Annotated in this window: 15 protein-coding genes and 1 tRNA gene; 8 read left to right on the top strand and 8 right to left on the bottom strand. The window is 63.0% G+C overall.

The window, feature by feature from the left end; translation table 11 throughout:
• Positions 1-108: 108 nt before the first annotated feature.
• Positions 109-1,080 carry a helix-turn-helix domain-containing protein gene (locus ACLBKS_RS04010; protein WP_410191513.1) on the top strand — a complete coding sequence of 324 codons (972 nt, stop codon included), beginning with the start codon at positions 109-111 and terminating at the stop codon, positions 1,078-1,080.
• A gap of 16 nt (positions 1,081-1,096) precedes the next feature.
• On the opposite strand, the gene ACLBKS_RS04005 is transcribed toward ACLBKS_RS04010, so the two are convergent.
• Positions 1,097-3,385, bottom strand: a complete 2,289-nt coding sequence (locus tag ACLBKS_RS04005) for an Orn/Lys/Arg decarboxylase N-terminal domain-containing protein (RefSeq protein WP_410191919.1) — start codon at positions 3,383-3,385, stop codon at positions 1,097-1,099.
• A 101-nt stretch (positions 3,386-3,486) separates the two neighbouring features.
• Between ACLBKS_RS04005 and ACLBKS_RS04000 the strand changes: the two genes are divergently transcribed.
• The 3 genes from ACLBKS_RS04000 to rarD all read left to right on the top strand — a co-directional run bounded on the left by ACLBKS_RS04000 (position 3,487) and on the right by rarD (position 6,019).
• Positions 3,487-3,945, top strand: coding sequence for an NfeD family protein (locus tag ACLBKS_RS04000; RefSeq protein WP_410191512.1), 459 nt, complete (start codon positions 3,487-3,489; stop codon positions 3,943-3,945).
• Positions 3,946-4,013: 68 nt separating this feature from the next.
• Complete coding sequence (locus tag ACLBKS_RS03995; RefSeq protein WP_410191511.1) at positions 4,014-4,937, top strand: SPFH domain-containing protein; 924 nt, start codon at positions 4,014-4,016, stop codon at positions 4,935-4,937.
• A 170-nt stretch (positions 4,938-5,107) separates the two neighbouring features.
• Positions 5,108-6,019 carry an EamA family transporter RarD gene (gene rarD / locus ACLBKS_RS03990; RefSeq protein ID WP_410191510.1) on the top strand — a complete coding sequence of 304 codons (912 nt, stop codon included), beginning with the start codon at positions 5,108-5,110 and terminating at the stop codon, positions 6,017-6,019.
• Positions 6,020-6,124: 105 nt separating this feature from the next.
• Here rarD and ACLBKS_RS03985 read toward each other — a convergent pair.
• The 4 genes from ACLBKS_RS03985 to ACLBKS_RS03970 form a co-directional block, all read right to left on the bottom strand.
• Positions 6,125-6,214: transfer RNA gene (locus tag ACLBKS_RS03985), tRNA-Ser, on the bottom strand.
• Between the two features lie 103 nt (positions 6,215-6,317).
• Entirely contained in the window at positions 6,318-7,478 is a 1,161-nt protein-coding gene (locus ACLBKS_RS03980; protein ID WP_410191509.1) for a branched-chain amino acid ABC transporter substrate-binding protein, read from the bottom strand.
• Positions 7,479-7,715: 237 nt separating this feature from the next.
• The gene (locus tag ACLBKS_RS03975; protein WP_410191508.1) at positions 7,716-8,171 is read right to left on the bottom strand and encodes a DNA polymerase III subunit chi; all 456 of its coding nucleotides are present in this window, start codon (positions 8,169-8,171) and stop codon (positions 7,716-7,718) included.
• Positions 8,172-8,182: 11 nt separating this feature from the next.
• Complete coding sequence (locus ACLBKS_RS03970; protein ID WP_410191507.1) at positions 8,183-9,685, bottom strand: leucyl aminopeptidase; 1,503 nt, start codon at positions 9,683-9,685, stop codon at positions 8,183-8,185.
• Between the two features lie 24 nt (positions 9,686-9,709).
• Between ACLBKS_RS03970 and lptF the strand changes: the two genes are divergently transcribed.
• The 4 genes from lptF (at position 9,710) to ACLBKS_RS03950 (ending at position 14,153) form a co-directional block, all read left to right on the top strand.
• Positions 9,710-10,831 carry an LPS export ABC transporter permease LptF gene (gene lptF, locus ACLBKS_RS03965; protein WP_410191506.1) on the top strand — a complete coding sequence of 374 codons (1,122 nt, stop codon included), beginning with the start codon at positions 9,710-9,712 and terminating at the stop codon, positions 10,829-10,831.
• Complete coding sequence (lptG, locus tag ACLBKS_RS03960) at positions 10,828-11,946, top strand: LPS export ABC transporter permease LptG (RefSeq protein WP_410191505.1); 1,119 nt, start codon at positions 10,828-10,830, stop codon at positions 11,944-11,946. The genes lptF and lptG overlap by 4 nt, the downstream gene beginning before the upstream one ends.
• A gap of 13 nt (positions 11,947-11,959) precedes the next feature.
• Entirely contained in the window at positions 11,960-12,343 is a 384-nt protein-coding gene (locus ACLBKS_RS03955) for a sirohydrochlorin chelatase (RefSeq protein ID WP_410191504.1), read from the top strand.
• Between the two features lie 148 nt (positions 12,344-12,491).
• Positions 12,492-14,153, top strand: coding sequence for a methyl-accepting chemotaxis protein (locus ACLBKS_RS03950; RefSeq protein ID WP_410191503.1), 1,662 nt, complete (start codon positions 12,492-12,494; stop codon positions 14,151-14,153).
• A gap of 92 nt (positions 14,154-14,245) precedes the next feature.
• Here ACLBKS_RS03950 and ACLBKS_RS03945 read toward each other — a convergent pair whose 3' ends face one another.
• From ACLBKS_RS03945 to ACLBKS_RS03935, 3 genes are all read right to left on the bottom strand, one after another.
• Positions 14,246-15,361, bottom strand: coding sequence for a phospholipase (locus ACLBKS_RS03945; RefSeq protein WP_410191918.1), 1,116 nt, complete (start codon positions 15,359-15,361; stop codon positions 14,246-14,248).
• A 58-nt stretch (positions 15,362-15,419) separates the two neighbouring features.
• Positions 15,420-16,229 (bottom strand): HDOD domain-containing protein, encoded by an 810-nt coding sequence (locus tag ACLBKS_RS03940; RefSeq protein WP_410191502.1) that lies wholly within the window; start codon positions 16,227-16,229, stop codon positions 15,420-15,422.
• 159 nt (positions 16,230-16,388) lie between these two features.
• Positions 16,389-18,776 (bottom strand): Tex family protein, encoded by a 2,388-nt coding sequence (locus tag ACLBKS_RS03935; protein WP_410191501.1) that lies wholly within the window; start codon positions 18,774-18,776, stop codon positions 16,389-16,391.
• Positions 18,777-18,927 lie beyond the last annotated feature (151 nt).

Below are 18,927 nucleotides of genomic sequence, written 5' to 3'. Positions count from 1 at the left end.
ACCTGGCAGGGGGGGACGGTCGCCGAATTACCTTGCCTGACTGGCGCGCTCCAGACTTGCATACCCATCTCATTGCTTATCTGATTGATTCAGGGACACCCTATGTTCATGCGATGGTCAACCGAAAACCTGCCCCCAACGCAGCATTTCGAGCAGTGGCGCGAGGCCTGCCGCCGGCACGTCTACGCACTTTCTCCTGAACGTCGTGGGCGCGGCCACTTTCAAGGAAGCATCAGCCGTCATGAGCAAGACGAATTGGACGTGACCGATATCCGTTGCGACGGCCATCTGGTGCGACGCAGCCAGAGGGACATCGACGAACAACCTGGTGATACCTATTACATCTATCTGCAAGGCCGGGGCCGCGTTTGGTTTGAGCAGCAAGGACTACGCTGCGTTCTGGAGTCGGGCGACATGGTGATCGCCGACCCCAACATTCCCTTCTCGACCGGAACAGATCAGTTGTTTGATTTCAGGCTATGGCGCGTGCAGAGGCGCAGACTGCAGGCAAGGCTGCGGCTAGGGTCCACCGGACTAGCGATGCATCGGATCGAGAAGACCCAGGCCGAACGCGAGCTGATTGCAAACTGGCTCGACGTGCTGCTGCACCAACATGAAGGTCTTGCACCCCCGAACGCAGAAATCGCGCTGGACACCTTGCATCGACTGGTCGCCAGCGTCATCGACCAAGCCGCGCCACCTCAGGAGCCAGTGCGTCGAGCACGGCGCCGGGCCTTGCTCGCGCGCGTGCAGCGGGAGGTCACGCGGCGCGCGGCGGAGATGGACCTGACGCCGGAGCGCATGGCTAGCGCCTTTGGCATGTCGCTGCGTGCGCTGCACCAGCTCTTCGCGCTGTCAGGCCTCAGTTTCCAGGAGTTCCTCACTAAGGCGCGGCTCGAACGCGCGCAAGCCTTGCTGCGAGCGCCCGAATGCGGGCACCTGAGCACGGCCGAGATCGGTTTCGAAGCCGGCTTCGCTGAAGTGTCTACTTTTTATCGCCGTTTCAGGCAGCGTCACGGTATGACACCGGGCGAATGGCGCGTCGGCACTGCGTCAGAAGCAGACATGCCGACGCGGTGAAGCTTCTAGCGCGGGGTCAAGCACGCACGCAGTCGGCGTAGTAACGCTTGTTGCCGTTGGCGTCCTTCACCTCGACGAGGCCGTGGATATCGGTCTCGAAGCCGGGGCACTCCTGGTTGAACTTGCGCGCGAACTTCAGGTAGTCGACGATCTTTCGGTTGAAGACCTCGCCCGGAATCAGCAGCGGAATGCCAGGGGGGTACGGCGTGATCAACCCGACGGTGACGCGGCCTTCAAGTTCGTCGACCTCCACGCGCTCGGTCTTGCGCTGGGCAATGTGCGCATAGGCATCGCTGGGCTTCATCGCGGGGGTCAGGTCGCTCAGGTACATCTCGGTCGTCAGGCGCGCGATGTCGTAGTTGGCGTACATCTCGTGCACGAACTGGCAAAGGTCGCGCAGACCCATGCGCTCGTAACGCGGATGTTTCTGGCAGAACTCCGGCATGATGCGCCACATGGGCTGGTTCTTGTCGTAATCGTCCTTGAACTGCTGAAGCGCGGTCAGCAGCGTGTTCCAGCGGCCCTTGGTGATGCCGATGGTGAACATGATGAAGAAACTGTAGAGGCCGGTCTTCTCGACCACCACGCCGTGCTCGGCCAGGAACTTCGTCACGATGGCCGCCGGGATGCCGGTCTTGTCAAACTTGCCGTCCAAGTTCAGGCCCGGCGTGACGATGGTGGCCTTGATCGGGTCCAGCATGTTGAAGCCGTCGGCCAACTGGCCGAAACCGTGCCACTTGCGCTTTGCCGATTTCCCATCGCTGCGGATGATCCAGTCCTCGGCGGTGCCCATGCCCTCCTCGGCCAAATGCTCGGGGCCCCAGACCTTGAACCACCAGTCCTGCCCGTATTCCTCGTCCACCTTGCGCATGGCGCGGCGGAAGTCCAGCGACTCGATGACGCTCTCCTCCACCAGCGCGGTGCCGCCGGGCGGCTCCATCATCGCGGCGGCCACGTCGCAGCTGGCGATGATGCTGTACTGCGGCGAGGTGCTCGTGTGCATCAAGTAGGCCTCGTTGAACAGCGGGTGGTCGAGCTTGCGGTTCTCGGCGTCCTGCACCAGGACGTGGCTGGCCTGGCTGATGCCCGCCAGCAGCTTGTGGATGGACTGCGTGGAATAGACCAGCGAGTTCTTGGGCCGCGCACGCTTCTTGCCCATGGCATGGTACTGGCCGTAGAAGGGATGGAAGGCCGCGTGCGGCAGCCAAGCCTCGTCAAAATGCAGGTTCTCCACGTAGCCATCGAGCAGGCCCTTGATGGTCTCGGTGTTGTAGAGCACGCCGTCATAGGTGGACTGGGTGAGCGTCATCACCCGCGGTTGAACCGACTTCGGGTCGACCCCCTTGAGCAGCGGATTCGCCTGGATCTTGGCCCGGATCGTCGCGGGCTCGAACTCGCTTTGCGGGATGGGGCCAATGATGCCGAAATGATTGCGCGTGGGCTTGAGGAAGACCGGTATCGCGCCCGTCATGATGATGCTGTGCAAGATGCTCTTGTGGCAATTGCGGTCCACCACCACCACGTCGCCGGGCGCCACGGCATGGTGCCAGACGATCTTGTTGCTGGTGCTGGTGCCGTTGGTCACGAAATAACAGTGGTCGGCGTTGAAGATGCGCGCCGCGTTGCGCTCGCTCTCGCCAATGGCGCCGTTGTGGTCCAGCAGCTGGCCCAGTTCCTCCACCGCGTTGCAGACATCGGCGCGCAGCATGTTTTCGCCGTAGAACTGGTGGTACATCTGGCCCACCGGGCTCTTCAGGAAGGCGACGCCGCCCGAATGCCCAGGGCAGTGCCAGGAGTAGGAACCATCCTCCGCGTAGTCCAGCAGCGCCTTGAAGAACGGCGGCTGCACGCCCTCCAAGTAGCTCTTGGCCTCCCGAATGATGTGGCGCGCCATGAACTCCGGCGTGTCCTCGTACATGTGGATGAATCCGTGCAGCTCGCGCAGGATGTCGTTGGGCAGATGGCGGCTGGTCTTGGTTTCGCCGTAGATGTAGATGGGCACGTCGGCGTTCTTGCGGCGCACTTCCTCGATGAAGCGGCGCAGGTTCTGCACGGCGGGCGCCACGCTGGATTCACCGGTCACGTCGGAGGCCAGCGCGAATTCCTCGTCATCGATCGACAGAATAAAGGCGCTGGCACGGCTTTGCTGCTGGGCGAATTGGGACAGGTCGCCGTAGCTGGTCACGCCAAGCACCTCGAAGCCCTCGGTCTCGATGGCTTGGGCTAGCGCCCGGATGCCCAGGCCAGAGGTGTTTTCAGAGCGAAAGTCTTCGTCGATGATGACGATCGGAAAGCGGAATTTCATAAGCGCGGGGGTTCGTGTGGTCTTCATGCCGCCGCTGTGTTGCCGCACAATCGGGGCGCAACATTTCCGTTGCAGGCCGGATTGGAACACAAGCAAACGACATGGCGGATACAACTTTGTGGTGGCTGGGCGCGGGCCTGCTGGTGGCAACCGAGCTACTCAGCGGCAGTTTTTACCTTTTGATGCTCGCTCTGGGCCTTTTGGCCGGCGCGCTGGCCGCCCACGCGGGCCTGAGTGCGTCCGCTCAGGTGGTGGTGGCGGCGCTGGTGGGCTCGGTCGCCGTGCTCGGCTGGCACCTTCAGCGTTCACGGCGCGCTGTGACCCAGCCAGCCGTGCAGGCCAACCCCGATGTCAACCCCGACATTGGCCAGATTGTGCACATTGACGCCTGGGACAACGACGGCACCGCCCGCATCAAGTACCGCGGTGCGCGGTGGACAGCCTCACCACCCGACTTCAAGAACACCGGCCTGCCGGGGCACCATCGGATCATCGAGGTGCGTGGCAACCAGTTGCTGGTGGAGCGCATTGACGAGGATCGCCCGGCCGACCCGCGCTGAACACGCCCACTTCATTTCATCCTTCAGCAAGCCCACGGCGGTCTTTCCGCCCACTCCAAGGACATCGCATGGAAATCGCCCTTCTGCTCCTCGTCATCGCCGCCCTCTTCATCTGGCGTGCCATCAAGATCGTGCCGCAGCAAAACGCTTGGGTGGTCGAACGGCTGGGCAAGTACCACGGGGCACTGACACCGGGACTGAGCTTCATTTTTCCCTTCCTGGACAAGGTGGCCTACAAGCACAGCCTGAAGGAAATCCCGCTCGATGTCCCTAGCCAGGTCTGCATCACGCGCGACAACACTCAGCTGCAAGTGGACGGCATCCTCTACTTCCAGGTCACTGACCCGATGCGCGCGAGTTATGGCTCGTCCAATTACATCGTGGCCATCACCCAGTTGGCGCAGACCACGCTGCGCAGCGTGATCGGCAAGCTTGAGCTGGACAAGACCTTTGAGGAACGGGACATGATCAACGCGCAGGTGGTGTCCGCCATCGACGAGGCGGCACTGAACTGGGGCGTTAAGGTCTTGCGGTACGAAATCAAGGATTTGACCCCTCCCGCCGAAATCCTGCGCGCGATGCAGGCACAGATCACTGCGGAACGTGAAAAACGCGCCCTGATCGCAGCCTCGGAAGGCCGCCGCCAGGAGCAGATCAACATTGCGACCGGCGAGCGGGAAGCGTTCATCGCCCGCTCCGAGGGCGAAAAGCAGGCAGCCATCAACAAGGCTCAGGGCGAGGCTGAATCGATCCGCGCCGTGGCCCTGGCCACTGCGGAGGCCATCGAAAAGGTCGCGGCTGCCATCCGTCAACCTGGCGGGGAGCAGGCCGTACAACTGAAGGTCGCCGAAAAGGCTGTCGACGCCTATGCCCAGGTGGCCGCAGACGCAACGACCACGCTCATCGTGCCGGGCAATATGAGCGAGGTGTCGGCCTTGATCGGCTCGGCCATGACCTTGGTGCGGCAGTCAGCGCCTTCCGTATCAAAGTAAAACAAGCACAGGACCATGTGCATTTCCTGGGCCGCTGACCCCAAGGTCGTTGTGCTCGGGCTTGCGGTCATTCCCAAGACAGTCCGACCTTAGCGGCGCCTGTATCCTCATTGCTTTTTTTCGCTGCGGCGCCCTGGCGCCGCTTTTTTGTTTTCAGGCTTCCCTTCCCCATGACCACCCGCCAGGGCGTAACGCTCTCTCTCCTGTCCTCGCTGCTTTTTGGGCTGATGTATTACCTCAGCACCCTGCTCTTTCCCCTCTCCGGCACCGAGGTCTATGGCTGGCGCATGCTGATGACCTGGCCCGTGATGACGGTCTTCTTGCTCATGGGCGAGCGTTGGGGCGGCATGGGGCGCGCCTGGCTGCTGGTGCGCACCACGCTGGCGCGCTTGCGCCAGGAGCCACAGCTTTGGCTGGTGTTGCCTCTGTCGTCCGCCCTGCTGGGGGTGCAGCTTTGGTTGTTCGTATGGGCACCTCAGGCTCACCATGGCTTGGATGTGGCCATGGGTTACTTCCTGCTCCCCTTGACCATGGTTCTCGCGGGGCGCATTGTTTACAGAGAAAGACTCAGCGGTCTGTTGCAAGTCGCCGTGCTGTCGGCGGGCCTGGGCGTGGCGTATGAGTTCTGGCGTGCAGGGCAATTTGCCTGGCCCACGGCGCTGGTCGCGCTGGGCTATCCGTTGTACTTCGTCTTGCGCCGCCATTTCCGAACCAACCACCTCGGAGGTTTGTGGTTCGATCAGCTACTCATGCTGCCGGTCGCGGCCTGGTTCGCTTTGGGAGTGGATGGTGTCGGCTGGCATGTGTACTGGGATCGCCCTGCCCTGCTGCTGTTGGTTCCTTTGCTCGGCCTGATCAGCGCCAGTGCCTTGCTGCTCTACATTCTCTCCAGTCGAGGCTTGCCGATGGGCCTGCTCGGTCTGCTGGGTTATGTGGAGCCGGCCGTGCTGGTGTTGATTTCCCTGCTGCTGGGGGAGCGCATCGACCCGGGACAATCGGTGATCTACATGGCCATCTGGATCGCCATCCTGCTGCTGATGGCCGAGGGGCTGATGCGCCTGCGAGAACGTAGCCCGAAATGAGTTGCGCAGCGGATCACGAATGACCCAAATGAAAAAGCCCACGGGCGTCTGCTGTCCTGTGGGCTCGCTCGGTTTGTTGGCTCTGAGGCTCTGAGCGTGAATTCTTGGCGGAGAGGGCGGGATTCGAACCCGCGGTAGGTTTTACCCTACACACGCTTTCCAGGCGTGCGACTTAAACCGCTCATCCACCTCTCCTGCGAAGCCCACTATTCTAGCGCAGCGAAATGCCGTGAAGCGGCCCTCACAATAAAAAAAGCGCCTGCTTGCGCAGGCGCTTTTCGATTCGTTGAAGCGAAGATCAGCGAACCACGGCCAGTTGCGTACGAGCGCCAGCCTTGTAGGTGAACAGCGTCAGGGCGCCGTTCTTGATGTCGCCCTTCTCGTCGAACGCGATGGTGCCAGTCACGCCTTGGTAGCCGTCGGTGGCAGCCAGCACGGGCAGGTACTTGGCGGGATCGGAAGAACCCGCCTTGACCATCGCGGCGACCATGACCTTGGTGGCGTCATAGACGTAGGGAGCATAGATCTGCACGTCGACGTTGTACTTGGCCTTGAAGTCAGCCTTGAACTTGTCCAAAGCGGGCTTGCCAGCATCGTCCACACCACCGGCTTCGGCGCAGAAGACCTTGCCTTCGCCAATCGCGTCGCCGGCCAGCTTGGCCAGTTCGCCGGTGCAGATGCCATCGCCGCCCATGAACTTGGCTTCGATGCCCAGAGCCTTCATTTGCTTGAGCATCGGGCCAGCCACGGCGTCCATGCCACCGAAGAACACCACATCAGGCTTCTTGCCCTTGATGGAGGTCAGGATGGCGTTGAAGTCGGTGGCCTTGTCGGTCGTGAATTCCTTGGCCACGACCTTGGCGCCAGCAGCTTCGGCCGCCTTGGTGAACTCTTCGGCCACGCCTTGGCCGTAAGCGGTGCGGTCGTCGATCACGGCGACGTTCTTGGCAGCCAGCGTGCCGACGGCATACTTGCCGAGCGTGCCACCCAGGTGCACGTCATCAGCCACCACGCGGAACGCCGTCTTGTAGCCTTGACGGGTGTACTTGGGGTTGGTGGCGGAGGGAGAAATCTGGGGGATGCCGGCGTCGCTGTAAATCTTGGACGCGGGGATCGTGGTGCCCGAGTTCAGGTGGCCGATCACGCCAGCGACCTTGGCGTCAGCCAGCTTCTGGGCCGCAGCCGTGCCTTGCTTGGGATCCGCGCCGTCGTCTTCGGCCAGCAGTTCCAGAGTGACCTTCTTGTCGCCAATGGTCACACCAGCGGCGTTCAGTTCCTCGATCGCCATGCGGGCGCCGAGTTCGTTGTCCTTGCCCAGGTGGGCGATGGGGCCGCTGACCGGGCCGACGTGGCCGATCTTCACAACGCTGGAAGCGGCGTCATCCTTCTTGCCGCAAGCGGCCAGCAGGGCGGCGGCGGCCACGAGGGTCAGCACGCCAGTAACTTTTTTCATGGACATTTATGGACTCCAGATGTTGGGGAATTTTGCAGGTTCAAAAAAACCGCAGGCGCTAGCCTACATCAAAATTCAGTGGGTACAGAGGGGACTTTTGTAAGAGACCGTCCCTGCCCGCCGAGTGGTGATGGCTTGCGCCGCGGTTCCATGCCTTGCCATGCAAAAACAATGCCCGGTGCGCAAGGGGGTCCAGATTCTTAGACTTCACTGCCCCTTTCGGGGCAGTCTGTGCGCAGGCCGCTAGGAGGCCAGTTGCAGGTCGTGGCGCACGATGGCGTAGCCTTGGTTCGTGTACCTCTTCCAGCGATCGCGCGCCAACTGACGGTCTTGCTCGTCCTGACTGACCACCTCGATCACGCGCGCATAGGTCGTGAAGCCCTGGGGCATGTCGACGCCTAAATTGAGCAGCACCTGCTTGCGCGGCAAGTCGGGGGTGCTCGCATCCTCCGCGAGCACCACGGGCGACAGCGCCAGCAAGGCGGCCATGCCCGCCTGCGGGGCATGGCGCATGGGCACGCGGACATGCGCGACGAAATCCGTCTGCGAAAACGTCCATAACAAGACGTCCAAGCGGGTCAGCATGTCCGCCGGCGCGGTCACCACCACATGGGACCCTTGCACTACCGCCTTGCGAAGCAAACGGCAGGCGTAGGCCAACTTGTCCGGGGCATTGAAATGGAAGGCGACCTCGGTCATGCCTGACAAGCTCAACCCTTGACGCTCGATGTCTTTCGCCCCTTGACAGGGCTGGCGCCTTGGCCCAACAGGAACTCCAGCAACAGGCCCACGGGACGCCCTGTGGCGCCCTTGGCTGCTCCACCTTTCCAGGCCGTCCCGGCGATGTCAAGGTGAGCCCATGGGAACTTGTCCGTGAAGCGTTGGAGGAACTTGGCCGCGGTGACCGCACCGGCGGCCCGGCCCGCGATGTTGGCCACGTCAGCGAAGTTGCTCTTGAGCCCTTCGGCGTACTCGTCGTCCAGGGGCATGCGCCAAGCCAGATCTTGGGCAGCCTCCCCGGCCGCCAGCAGGCGTTGCGCCAGGTCGTCGCTGGTGCTGAACAAGCCGCTGCGCACCGCACCCAGGGCGATCACGCAGGCGCCCGTCAATGTGGCCATGTCGACCACGGCAGCGGGCTTGAAGCGCTCGGCGTAGCTCAGGGCATCGCAGAGGATCAGCCGTCCTTCAGCGTCCGTGTTGAGGATTTCGATGGTCTGTCCGCTCATGCTGGTCACCACGTCACCCGGCTTGATGGCACGACCATCCGGCATGTTTTCGCAACTGGGGATCAGCCCCACGACATTGATGGCGGGTTGCAATTCGGCCAGGGCGCGGAACGTGCCCAGGACGCTGGCTGCGCCGCCCATGTCGAATTTCATCTCGTCCATTTCGCCCGCAGGCTTGATGGAAATGCCACCCGTGTCGAAGGTGATGCCCTTGCCCACCAGCACAGTGGGCGCTTGGCTCGTCGCGGCGCCCTTGTAATGGAGCACGATGAAGCGCAAGGGTTCTTCTGATCCCTGAGCGACGGCCATGAACGCCCCCATCTTGAGCTTGGCGACTTCCTTGGGGCCCAGGACCTGGCAAGTGATGCGCGGCAACTTCGCCAGAGCCTGCGCGGCCCTTCCCAAATCCGAGGGCGTGGCATGGTTGGCAGGTCGATTGGCCCATTCTTTTGCCAGTTCGACCCCGACCACCGTGGCCGCGGCGCGTTCGAATTCGTCCTGAACCTTGTCCTTGGTCACGCTTTTCGGTACCGAGATGGTGACGCGTGCCAGACCCCGAGCCTCGGCCTTGGATTTCGTGGTGGTGTAGACGTAACTGGCGTCCGCCACGGCGAGCACCGCAGCGCGCACGCTGCCAGGGGTCGGCGGGACTGCGAAACAGATGGTGAGTTTCTTGAGCGCTGGGGCCCCGCTGCGCAAGGCACCCAAGGCGCCTGCGACGGCTTGCCTAACGACGCGCGGCGTTCCAGCGCCGACGCCCGCCAGCAACACGCGGCTGGCTTTGGCCTGGGAAGGCTTGTACAAGGCCAACAATTTGCCCGCCTGAGTCTGGATGTCACCGGCTTTGAGGGCCTGCGCGACCAAAGCGGACAACTCGTCCTTGGCCGTGCTGTCGGGTTTGTGGCCATCCGGTAGCAGCACCAGCAAGGCATCGCTTCCTTGTCGGGCTGTGGAATTGAGGTCTGAAATCAGCAGATCGAAGTTCATAATCCAGGTTTTCCTTCTCTGTCAATGTTATTCGATTCATCCATACGCAAGGAACTGGCACGCAGTTTCGGGGGCACGGTCATCGTGCTGGTCACGGTCTTGGTGACCATGACCCTCATCCGCGTGCTCGGTCAGGCTTCGCGAGGCAACTTCAATCCGGCCGACGTGATGCTGGTCATGGGCTACACCGTGGTGACCTTCATGCCGAGCATGATGAGCCTGGCCCTCTTCATCGCGGTGGTGATGACGCTCTCGCGTCTTTACGCCGACAGCGAGATGGTGATCTGGTTCTCCAGCCGCGTTGGCTTGGCGCGGCTGTTGCCCGCTTTGCTGCGCTTTGCCTGGCCGGTGCTCTTGGCGATTGCCTTGCTTTCGCTGCTGGCTTTGCCTTGGGCCAAGTCCCAAATCAACCAACTGCAACGCCAGTTCGCACAGCGCAACGATCTGGAACGCATCGAGCCAGGACAATTCCAGACTTCCGCCGACGGCTCGCGGGTGTTTTTCATAGAGAAGGGCGACATCGGCGAGCTCAAAGCCAACAATGTCTTTGTCGCGACGGATGAAGGTAACAAAAAAACCGTGATCTCGGCGAGACAGGGTTACACCGAACTGGTCGGCGGTGATCGCTTTCTGATTCTGGAACACGGTCAGCGCCTTGAAACCCGTGCGGACGAGCCCGGCGTGCGGGTGGCGGAGTTCGAGCATTACCGCATGCTGGTCTTGCAAGATCCTCTGCGGGACGGTGGCCCCACTTCCCTGGGCGCGCGACCCACCCTGGATCTGCTGCTCATGCCGACCCGAGAGAATCTGGGTGAGCTCTCGATGCGAATCGGGCACCCCCTGGTCGCGCTGCAACTGATCATCTTCGCGCTGGCCTACACCCGCGTGAATCCTCGGGTCAGCCGCACCGGCAACCTGATCCTCTCCCTGATGCTGTTCCAGGTCCTGCAGAACATGATCAACATTGGGCAGAGTTGGATACGTCAGGGCAACGCCAATTTCTGGGCTTTCATGCTGCTGATGCATGGCGGCCTGCTCCTGGCCGCCATGCTGTGGCTGGCATTGCGACATCGGGCCTGGGACTGGCGCACGCTACTCCCGCGCCGCAAGCAGCCCGCCATGACGCCAGGGAGAATCCATTCATGATCACCACCCCCACCCTGCGTCGGCTGCTGTTCCGTGAAATCGTGTTCACGGCCAGTTTCGTGACCTTGGCATTCCTGGCGCTCTTCGTCTTCTTTGATTTCATCGATCAGCTCTCCGCGGTGGGGCGTCCGGACCGTCCGGGCTTTGAACTTCCCCAGGCGCTGATCTACGTCGTGCTGCTCGCGCCCGGACACCTTTATGAGCTGCTCCCCATCACGGTGCTGATCGGCACCATCTACGTGATGACACGATTGGCGCAGAGCTCTGAATTCACCATCCTGCGCACCAGCGGCCTCGGGCCTTGGCGCGCCCTGGCGATGCTGCTGAGCGCGGGCGTGGTCTTTGCAACCGTCACGTTCGTGATTGGCGATTACCTGTCTCCTTGGTCGAATCAGATCGCTCAGACGTACCGAGCACAGTTCCGGAAAGAGGGAGCGTCAGCCATCAAGGGAGGCGCCTGGCTGCGCGAGCGAGAGCCTTACGCCAAGTACGGCATCAACATCGGGGCGCAGCTGCCCGACGGAACGTTGCAGCGCGTGCGCATTTACGAAATTGACAACGCTGGCAGTTTGGTTTCGACCATGCAAGCGTCCACGGCCCGCATCAACAACGACCAGAGCTGGACGCTGATGGAGGTCGAGCGCACCGAGTTCAATGCGGCAGGCCCCGATGTCCGGCGCATTGAAACAACCCTGCTACCGACGTACCGCTGGCCGACAGGCATTTCCGCGGAGATGATCTCCGCTGCGGTCCTGGACCCCGATCGCATGAACACGGTCGACCTGTTCCTCTACATCCGTCATCTTGAGGACAACGCGCAGAACGCCGAACGTTACGAAATCCAGTTCTGGAAGAAGGTCTTCTATCCCTTGTCCTGCCTGGTCATGGTGATGATGGCCCTGCCCTTTGCCTACTTGCACTTCCGCAACCAGGGCATATCGCTGTATGTGTTTGGCGGGGTGATGGCGGGGGTGACCTTCTTTTTCCTCAACAGCATGTTCGGGTACATCGGCGAACTGCGACACTGGACGCCATGGATTGCCGCAGCCACCCCAGGACTGATTTTCATGTTGTTCTCGCTGGCGGCTTTTGCCTGGCTGGTGCTCAAACGCTGACTTGGAACCGATGATGCACGGCTATATCCTTTTCGCGCATGGCTCTCGAGATCCCCTTTGGCGACTGCCCATCGAGGCCGTCGCGACACGCATGCGGGAGCAACTGGCCTCGTCGATCTCGGGCGGGAATGGCTCGCCACCGCCGGTCGCGTGCGCCTATCTGGAGCTCATGGAACCCAGCCTGGCGGCTTGCGTGGAAGGGCTCAAGGCGCAAGGCGTCCAGGATTTCACCATCGTGCCCATGTTTTTGGGGCAAGGGCGCCACGCCCGAGAAGACTTGCCGCAATTGGTCAGTGAGTTGCGGACCGGTCACCCGGACTTGCGTTTCGCTCTGCGCCCCGCTGTTGGCGAAGATCCGGAAATAGTCGACGCTTTGGCAAGTTTGATCCTGCGCTGAGCCGAACCTGGCTCGATGCTTGCGTTCCGGATACCGGACCTCGCTCGAGTCCTGCCTCTTGACCCCCGGGTCGCCACCGGTGCGGGGAAGGCCGAGCTTTTTTAGAATCCCCAGCCCGAACCAAGATGTGCGGACAGGGAAGACCGGAATGCTTGAGCTTCAGAACCACGCACAGGCCAGCGGGTACCCGCGCCGCCACCTCACACTGTCCCGGCAGTTCCTGCTGCTGATCGCCCTCCTCGTCGCTGGCTTCGGCATCTACGGCGCTTGGTCTTTCAAGACCCTGAACGATCTGCGCGTCAACGGCGATGTCTACAAACGCATCATTCAAGGCAAGGATCTGATCGCGGACATCCTTCCGCCTCCGGCCTACATCATTGAGTCCTACCTGACCACCCGGCAAATGATGGACGCGGGTTCCGGCAAGGCGGTTGCCGATCTCAAGGCGCGTCTCCAGCGGTTGCGCGACGAGTACGAAACGCGGCAGACGTTCTGGCGCGGCGAGTCCTTGGAGCCAGAGATTGCCCGGGTCATGCTGGAAGATTCCTATCAGCCCGCGCGCAGGTTTTATGGACGCGCCTTCGATGAATTCGTGCCCGCTCTGGAGCAAGGCGACAGGGTTCGCGCGCAGGCCGTGCTGGATGAACTCGGCCAGTTGTATGAAACGCACCGCCAGTCCATCGACAAGGTGGTCCAATTGACCAACGCCCGCAATGCGCGCGACGAAGCCCTGGCGCAGGAGCGCATCGTCAAGGACAGCTTGGTGATGCTGAGCATCCTCTTGCTGGCCATCGTGCTCGCCAGCACTGCCGCCATGCTGATCGCGCGAGGCACGCTGCGTTTGCTCGGCGGCGAGCCTGCCTACGCCATGGGTATCGCGGACCTCGTGGCTGACGGTGACCTCAGTCGTGCCATCCAAGTACGCCAGGGTGACCAGTCCAGTCTGCTGGGCGCCATGCGACGCATGCAGTCCAGCCTTACAGGCATGGTGCACCGCATTCGCGAAAGCGCGGCCTCCATCGGATCTCGCGCGCATGAGATTCTCGACGGTAACCGTGACCTCGCGGACCGCACCGCTCAACAAGCGGCTGCCCTTGAGCAAACCACTGGCTCGATGCAGGAACTCGCGGCCACGGTCAAGCAGAACGCGGTCAACGCACGACAGGCACACCAATTCGCGACATCCGCATCGTCCGTGGCGGAGCGCGGGGGCAATGTCGTCGATGAGGTGGTGCACACCATGGAGTCCATCGCCGAAAGCTCCAGGCAAATCTCCGACATCATCTCGCTGATCGAGGGCATTGCTTTCCAGACCAACATCCTGGCTCTCAATGCCGCCGTCGAAGCCGCCCGCGCGGGCGAACAAGGCAAGGGCTTCGCCGTCGTCGCGAGCGAGGTGCGGGCCTTGGCCCAGCGCAGCGCCACTGCCGCGAAGGACATCAAGGTGCTGATCCAGGATTCGGTGGGGCGGGTCCAGAGCGGCACCCAGCAGGTCGGTCAGGCCGGGGCGACCATGCGGGACATCGTGTCGGCCGTGCGCACGGTCACGGACATCATGGGCGAGATTTCATCGGCCACGGAAGAACAGGCCAACGGTATCGATCAGGTGAACCGCGCGGTCGCTCAAATGGACGAAGTGACGCAGCACAATGCCACGCTGGTGGACAAGGTGGCCGCGGCGGCAAACGCCTTGAACGCCCAGGCGCGGCAACTGAGCGAGGCGATCGCGGCGTTTCAAACTGCTGCCCCGACATCGGTCCCGCTTGCCTCGCGCGCGCCAGATCACGTCACGCCGACCCTGCCTGGCTGAACGGCGTTGGTCCCCGAACGCAGCGCCTACTAGGCGGCGTGGGGCTTGGCCGACGGAAAAAACCGAAGTATCCAGAGATGCCAGCGTCCGCGTTAAAGGGCGTGCACCTGGGCCGGATCGGGCTTCTCCAGCCAAGCCGCGAACTCTTCCGCCAATTGCACGCTGGCGGCGGTGGCCTGGGTCCACACTTTGACCCGCTCGAGCCAACCGTCCCGGTCTCGCATGTCGTAGCGCGTGAAGTCCGTGCGATCGGGCAATTTGGCATTCGGCAAGGTCCGAACCCATTCCGGATTCGGTGCCAGCAGCAGCATATGGTCCAGAAAGGGCGAGGCGCGGTGACGGTGCTTCAAGGCCTTGTCCAGCCATCCTGGCACCACGGCTTGCTGGAAATGCGGGTACAGCACGAGGCCCGACCCACTCCCCAGGGACTGGCGGTAGTCCAGGTGCAAGTGGTAGTCCGTGATCCCGCCATCCCAATAGGCCCCAGGCAAGGCACCCGCGATGTCGTGCACGGCCCGCAACATGAAGGGGATCGAACAACTGGCCTGCACCGCGTCCTGAAAATTGCTTTCGGTCAGGGCAAATTGGTGGGTACGGTAGTCCCGCGTGCCAAACGGCAAGGAGGCCAGGCCACGCGGCGCATCACCGTCGCGCACCGAAAACACGACCCGATCCAGCCAAGCTCCCATGGCCTTGCGGCTGACCACGTTTGACAGGAAAGCCCCGAGGTAGCCCAGCGGCGTGCGCACGCGCCCCTCACGCCGCAGCACGTGGCGGCCCCGTGAGGTCACGACATGCAGCCGCCAGCGCGGGTGATTCAGCACCTCATGAACGCGTCCGCCATAAAAACTTTCAAGGCTGGCGCCAAACTCGCGACTGATCTGCTCGGGCGGAGGCAGGCGGCGCCCTTGCTGCGGTTCGTAGTGCTGGTGAATGTAATCGTGCTCCAAGCGCCGGAAGGCCGCCACGGGATCATTCAAGCAGGCCGTCGCCATGCGCCAGGCACCGATGGAGGCGCCGATCAGGTCAATGCGATGGTCGCTACCGGCCAACCATTGGCCGAACAGAAATCGGTCGAGCGGTCCAAGGATCAAGCCTTTGGGCCCCCCGGCGGCCCCTGGGATCACGCGCACGTCTCGCGGACTCAAACCCTGGGTTTCGATGTGCCGGCGCGCTTGGGGGCCGGCGTAGATGCGCAATGCGGGAATCAAGGTTCAGCGTCGAGAGTGAGGAGTGAAAAAGGAATGCAGAAATGCGAAGAGCGCATCAATGCTGAGAGTTTGACCAATCGATGGGGTCTTGCTGCAAGACCAGGTCGATGTCGAGGTCCAGCACCTCGCCCACGGCCCCCGGAAACGTCACGGCCAGCTCACGCGCGTCCAGACGCGCCTCCATGGCGCGGGCGCGCCAAGTCGCCAGATGGATCACACCGGCAAGTGGCTCGTAGACGTCGTTGGAAAACGGCGCGTCTTGGTGCTCCAGAGCGTCGATGATCGATTGAGGAAAAAGGCAGCGACGCGCGTAGGCGCCGCTGACCTGCGCATAGCTGTAACCCAAACGCTGCGCCTCGGCTCGGGCACGGCGCAAGTCCAGCGGCCCGCATTCGCGGTTCAGTTCGCTCATCTCGGCGGGCATGGCGGCGTGCATGAGCAGCTCTCCCACCCCATGGATCAGGCCGCAAGTGAAAGCCGCCCCCGGGTTCTGCCGCGTGATGCCCGCCAGCGAGCGCGAGAGCCTGGCGACGTTCAAGCTGTAGTTCCAGAACTGGGGCAACTGCATGCCAGGCACGCTGCGCAAGGACACCGAAGCCGCCGCCGCGCCCGCCATCTGTCGAATGTCCGCCAAGTCCAGCACCGCCAAGGCTTCCGCGGCGCTGTGCACTTTGCCTTCCATCTGGAAACGTGGCGCATTGGCGGCTCGCAAGACCGCTGCCGTCAACACCGGGTCGGCGCTGATGAGTTGGGTGACCTGGCGCAAGTCAGGCGGCTCACGCCGCAATTCACTCGACAGCAAAGCGATCACCTTGGGGATGCTGGGCAGCACGATGGGTGCGTCCAACAGGACGCTCAATTCCATCGGATTCGACCCCGGAGGCTCCAGACCCCCCATGTGCACGGCTGCATGGCTGCCATTATCCATGCGCCCGGGGGTAACGCCCTGGCCGGGGCATGGCGTTAACGCCTCACCCCCCTGCCCTCGTGGCCAGGAGGCCTGGGCAGGCCAAGCCGATGTTCTTCAGCGTTTGAGCTTGGCGAAGGCCGCCGCCATGGCCGATTGCCCGGTCGGTTCATCGCGGCGCCGGGCTTGCTGCACCTGTCCGCGCCCCGCGCCTTCGAAGCGGTTTTCGCGCGGAAAGCCATCACGCGCGGGCCGCGCGGCTGCCGTATCCAGCTTCATGGTCAGGCTGATGCGCTGGCGTGCCAGGTCGACTTCCAACACCTTGACCTTGACGATGTCGCCGGTTTTGACGACTTCGCGCGCGTCGTTGACGAACTTGTTACTGAGCTGGCTCACGTGCACCAAGCCATCCTGGTGCACGCCCAGGTCCACGAAGGCGCCGAACTGGGCCACATTGCTCACGGTGCCTTCCAACACCATGCCCTCGCGCAGGTCCTTGAGGTCTTCCACGCCCTCGTTGAAGCGCGCCACCTTGAAATCCGGCCGCGGATCGCGCCCGGGCTTTTCCAGTTCGCCCAGGATGTCCTTGACCGTGATGACGCCGAACTTCTCGTTGGCGAACAGTTCGGGCTTGAGGGTCTTGAGCATCTCGGCCCGTCCCATCAGCTCGGCGACGGGGCGGCCGGTTTTCTCGATGATCTGTTCCACCACCGGGTAGGTTTCGGGGTGCACGCCCGTCATGTCCAGGGGATTCTCACCACCACGGATGCGCAGGAAGCCCGCGCTCTGCTCGAAGGTCTTGGAGCCCAGACCGGTGACTTTCAGCAATTCCTGCCGGTCGCGGAAGGCCCCGTTGGACTCGCGCCAACGCACCACGGCCTGCGCCACGGTGTTCGACAAGCCCGAGACGCGCGCCAGCAGCGGCGCGCTGGCGGTGTTGAGGTCCACGCCCACGGCGTTCACGCAGTCCTCCACCACGGCGTCGAGTGCGCGCGCGAGTTCGCTCTGGTTCACGTCGTGCTGGTACTGGCCCACGCCGATGCTCTTGGGGTCGATCTTCACCAGCTCAGCCAAGGGGTCCTGCAGGCGGCGCGCGATGCTGGCGGCACCGCGCAGGCTCACGTCGACATCCGGCATTTCCTTGGAGGCGTATTCGCTGGCGCTGTAGACCGAGGCGCCGGCCTCGCTGACCACCACTTTCTCGATTGCCCGTTCGGCCTTGGCCGCCATCTTGATCAAGTCCGCGGCCAGCTTGTCCGTCTCCCGGCTGGCCGTGCCGTTGCCGATCGCGATCAGGTTCACGCCGTGCTTTTCAACCAGCTTGGCCAAGATGAAGAGCGAGCCGTCCCAGTCGCGCCGAGGTTCGTGCGGGTACACCGTGGCCGTGTCCACCAACTTGCCCGTGGCGTCGACCACAGCGACCTTGACACCGGTGCGGATGCCCGGGTCCAGACCCATGACTACGCGCGGCCCGGCCGGGGCGGCGAGAAGCAAGTCGCGCAGGTTGTCCGCGAAGACCTTGATGGCGACCTTCTCCGCTTCCTCGCGCAGACGGGTGAACAAATCACGCTCGATGGACAGACTCAGCTTGACGCGCCAAGTCCAGGCCACGCACTTGCGCAGCAGATCGTCCGCGGGACGTCCCTGATGGCGCCAGCCGAGGTGCAGGGCGATGCGCCCCTCGGCCAGGGACGGCTGCTGCGCGGCCGCCTTGGAATCGGTGGCCGCAGCGGGTTCTGCGGGCACGGGCAGCGCGAGCTTGGCGTCCAGGTACTCCAATTGGCGACCACGGAACACGGCCAGTGCCCGGTGCGAGGGCACACGGCCGATGGGTTCGTCGTAGTCGAAGTAATCACGAAACTTCGCCACGTCGGCGTTGTTCTCGTCCTTGCCTGCGGCCAGCTTGCTCTGGAAGAGGCCCTCGGCCCAGAGCCAGGCCCGCAGGTTTTGAACCAGCGCCGCGTCCTCGGCCCAGCGCTCGGACAGGATGTCGCGCACACCGTCGAGCACGGCGGCCACGGTGGTGAAATCGTCGCCCGCCTCGGTCTTGTCCTTCAACACATAGGCCTGGGCTTCGGTGTGCGGATCAAGTTTGGGATCGGCCCAGAGTTGGTCTGCCAGCGGTTCGATGCCCGCCTCGCGCGCGATCTGGCCCTTGGTGCGGCGCTTGGGCTTGTAAGGCAGGTAGAGGTCTTCCAGCTCCTGCTTGGTCGGCGCAGCCTCGATGGCGGCGCGCAGTTGCGGCGTGAGCTTGCCCTGCTCCTCGATGCTCTTGAGGATGGCGGCGCGGCGTTCTTCGAGCTCGCGCAGATAGGCGAGCCGGGCTTCCAGTTCCCGCAGCTGCGTGTCGTCCAGGCCGTCCGTGGCTTCCTTGCGGTAGCGCGCGATGAAGGGCACGGTGGCACCGCCATCGAGCAAGGCGACGGCGCTCTCCACCTGCGCGGGCCGGACCCGAATTTCCTCTGCGATCTGCGTGATGATTTTCTGCGCGGTGCTGCTCTGCATCTGTCGAAACTCTCGGTGCGCGGGCGCGCTCTGCACGGACCGCCCTGAACAAAGCTCGCGAGTGTGCCATAGCCCTCACCATAGCCTCCACAGAGCCAAGCTGTGGGCTGACCCGGGCGGTTGCCGGCAGTCCGATCCGCCGGCCTCGGTT

The organism is Hylemonella sp. W303a (genome assembly GCF_046452315.1).
Classification (GTDB): Bacteria; Pseudomonadota; Gammaproteobacteria; order Burkholderiales; family Burkholderiaceae_C; genus Hylemonella.
This window is presented reverse-complemented; position numbering and strand designations above follow the sequence as displayed.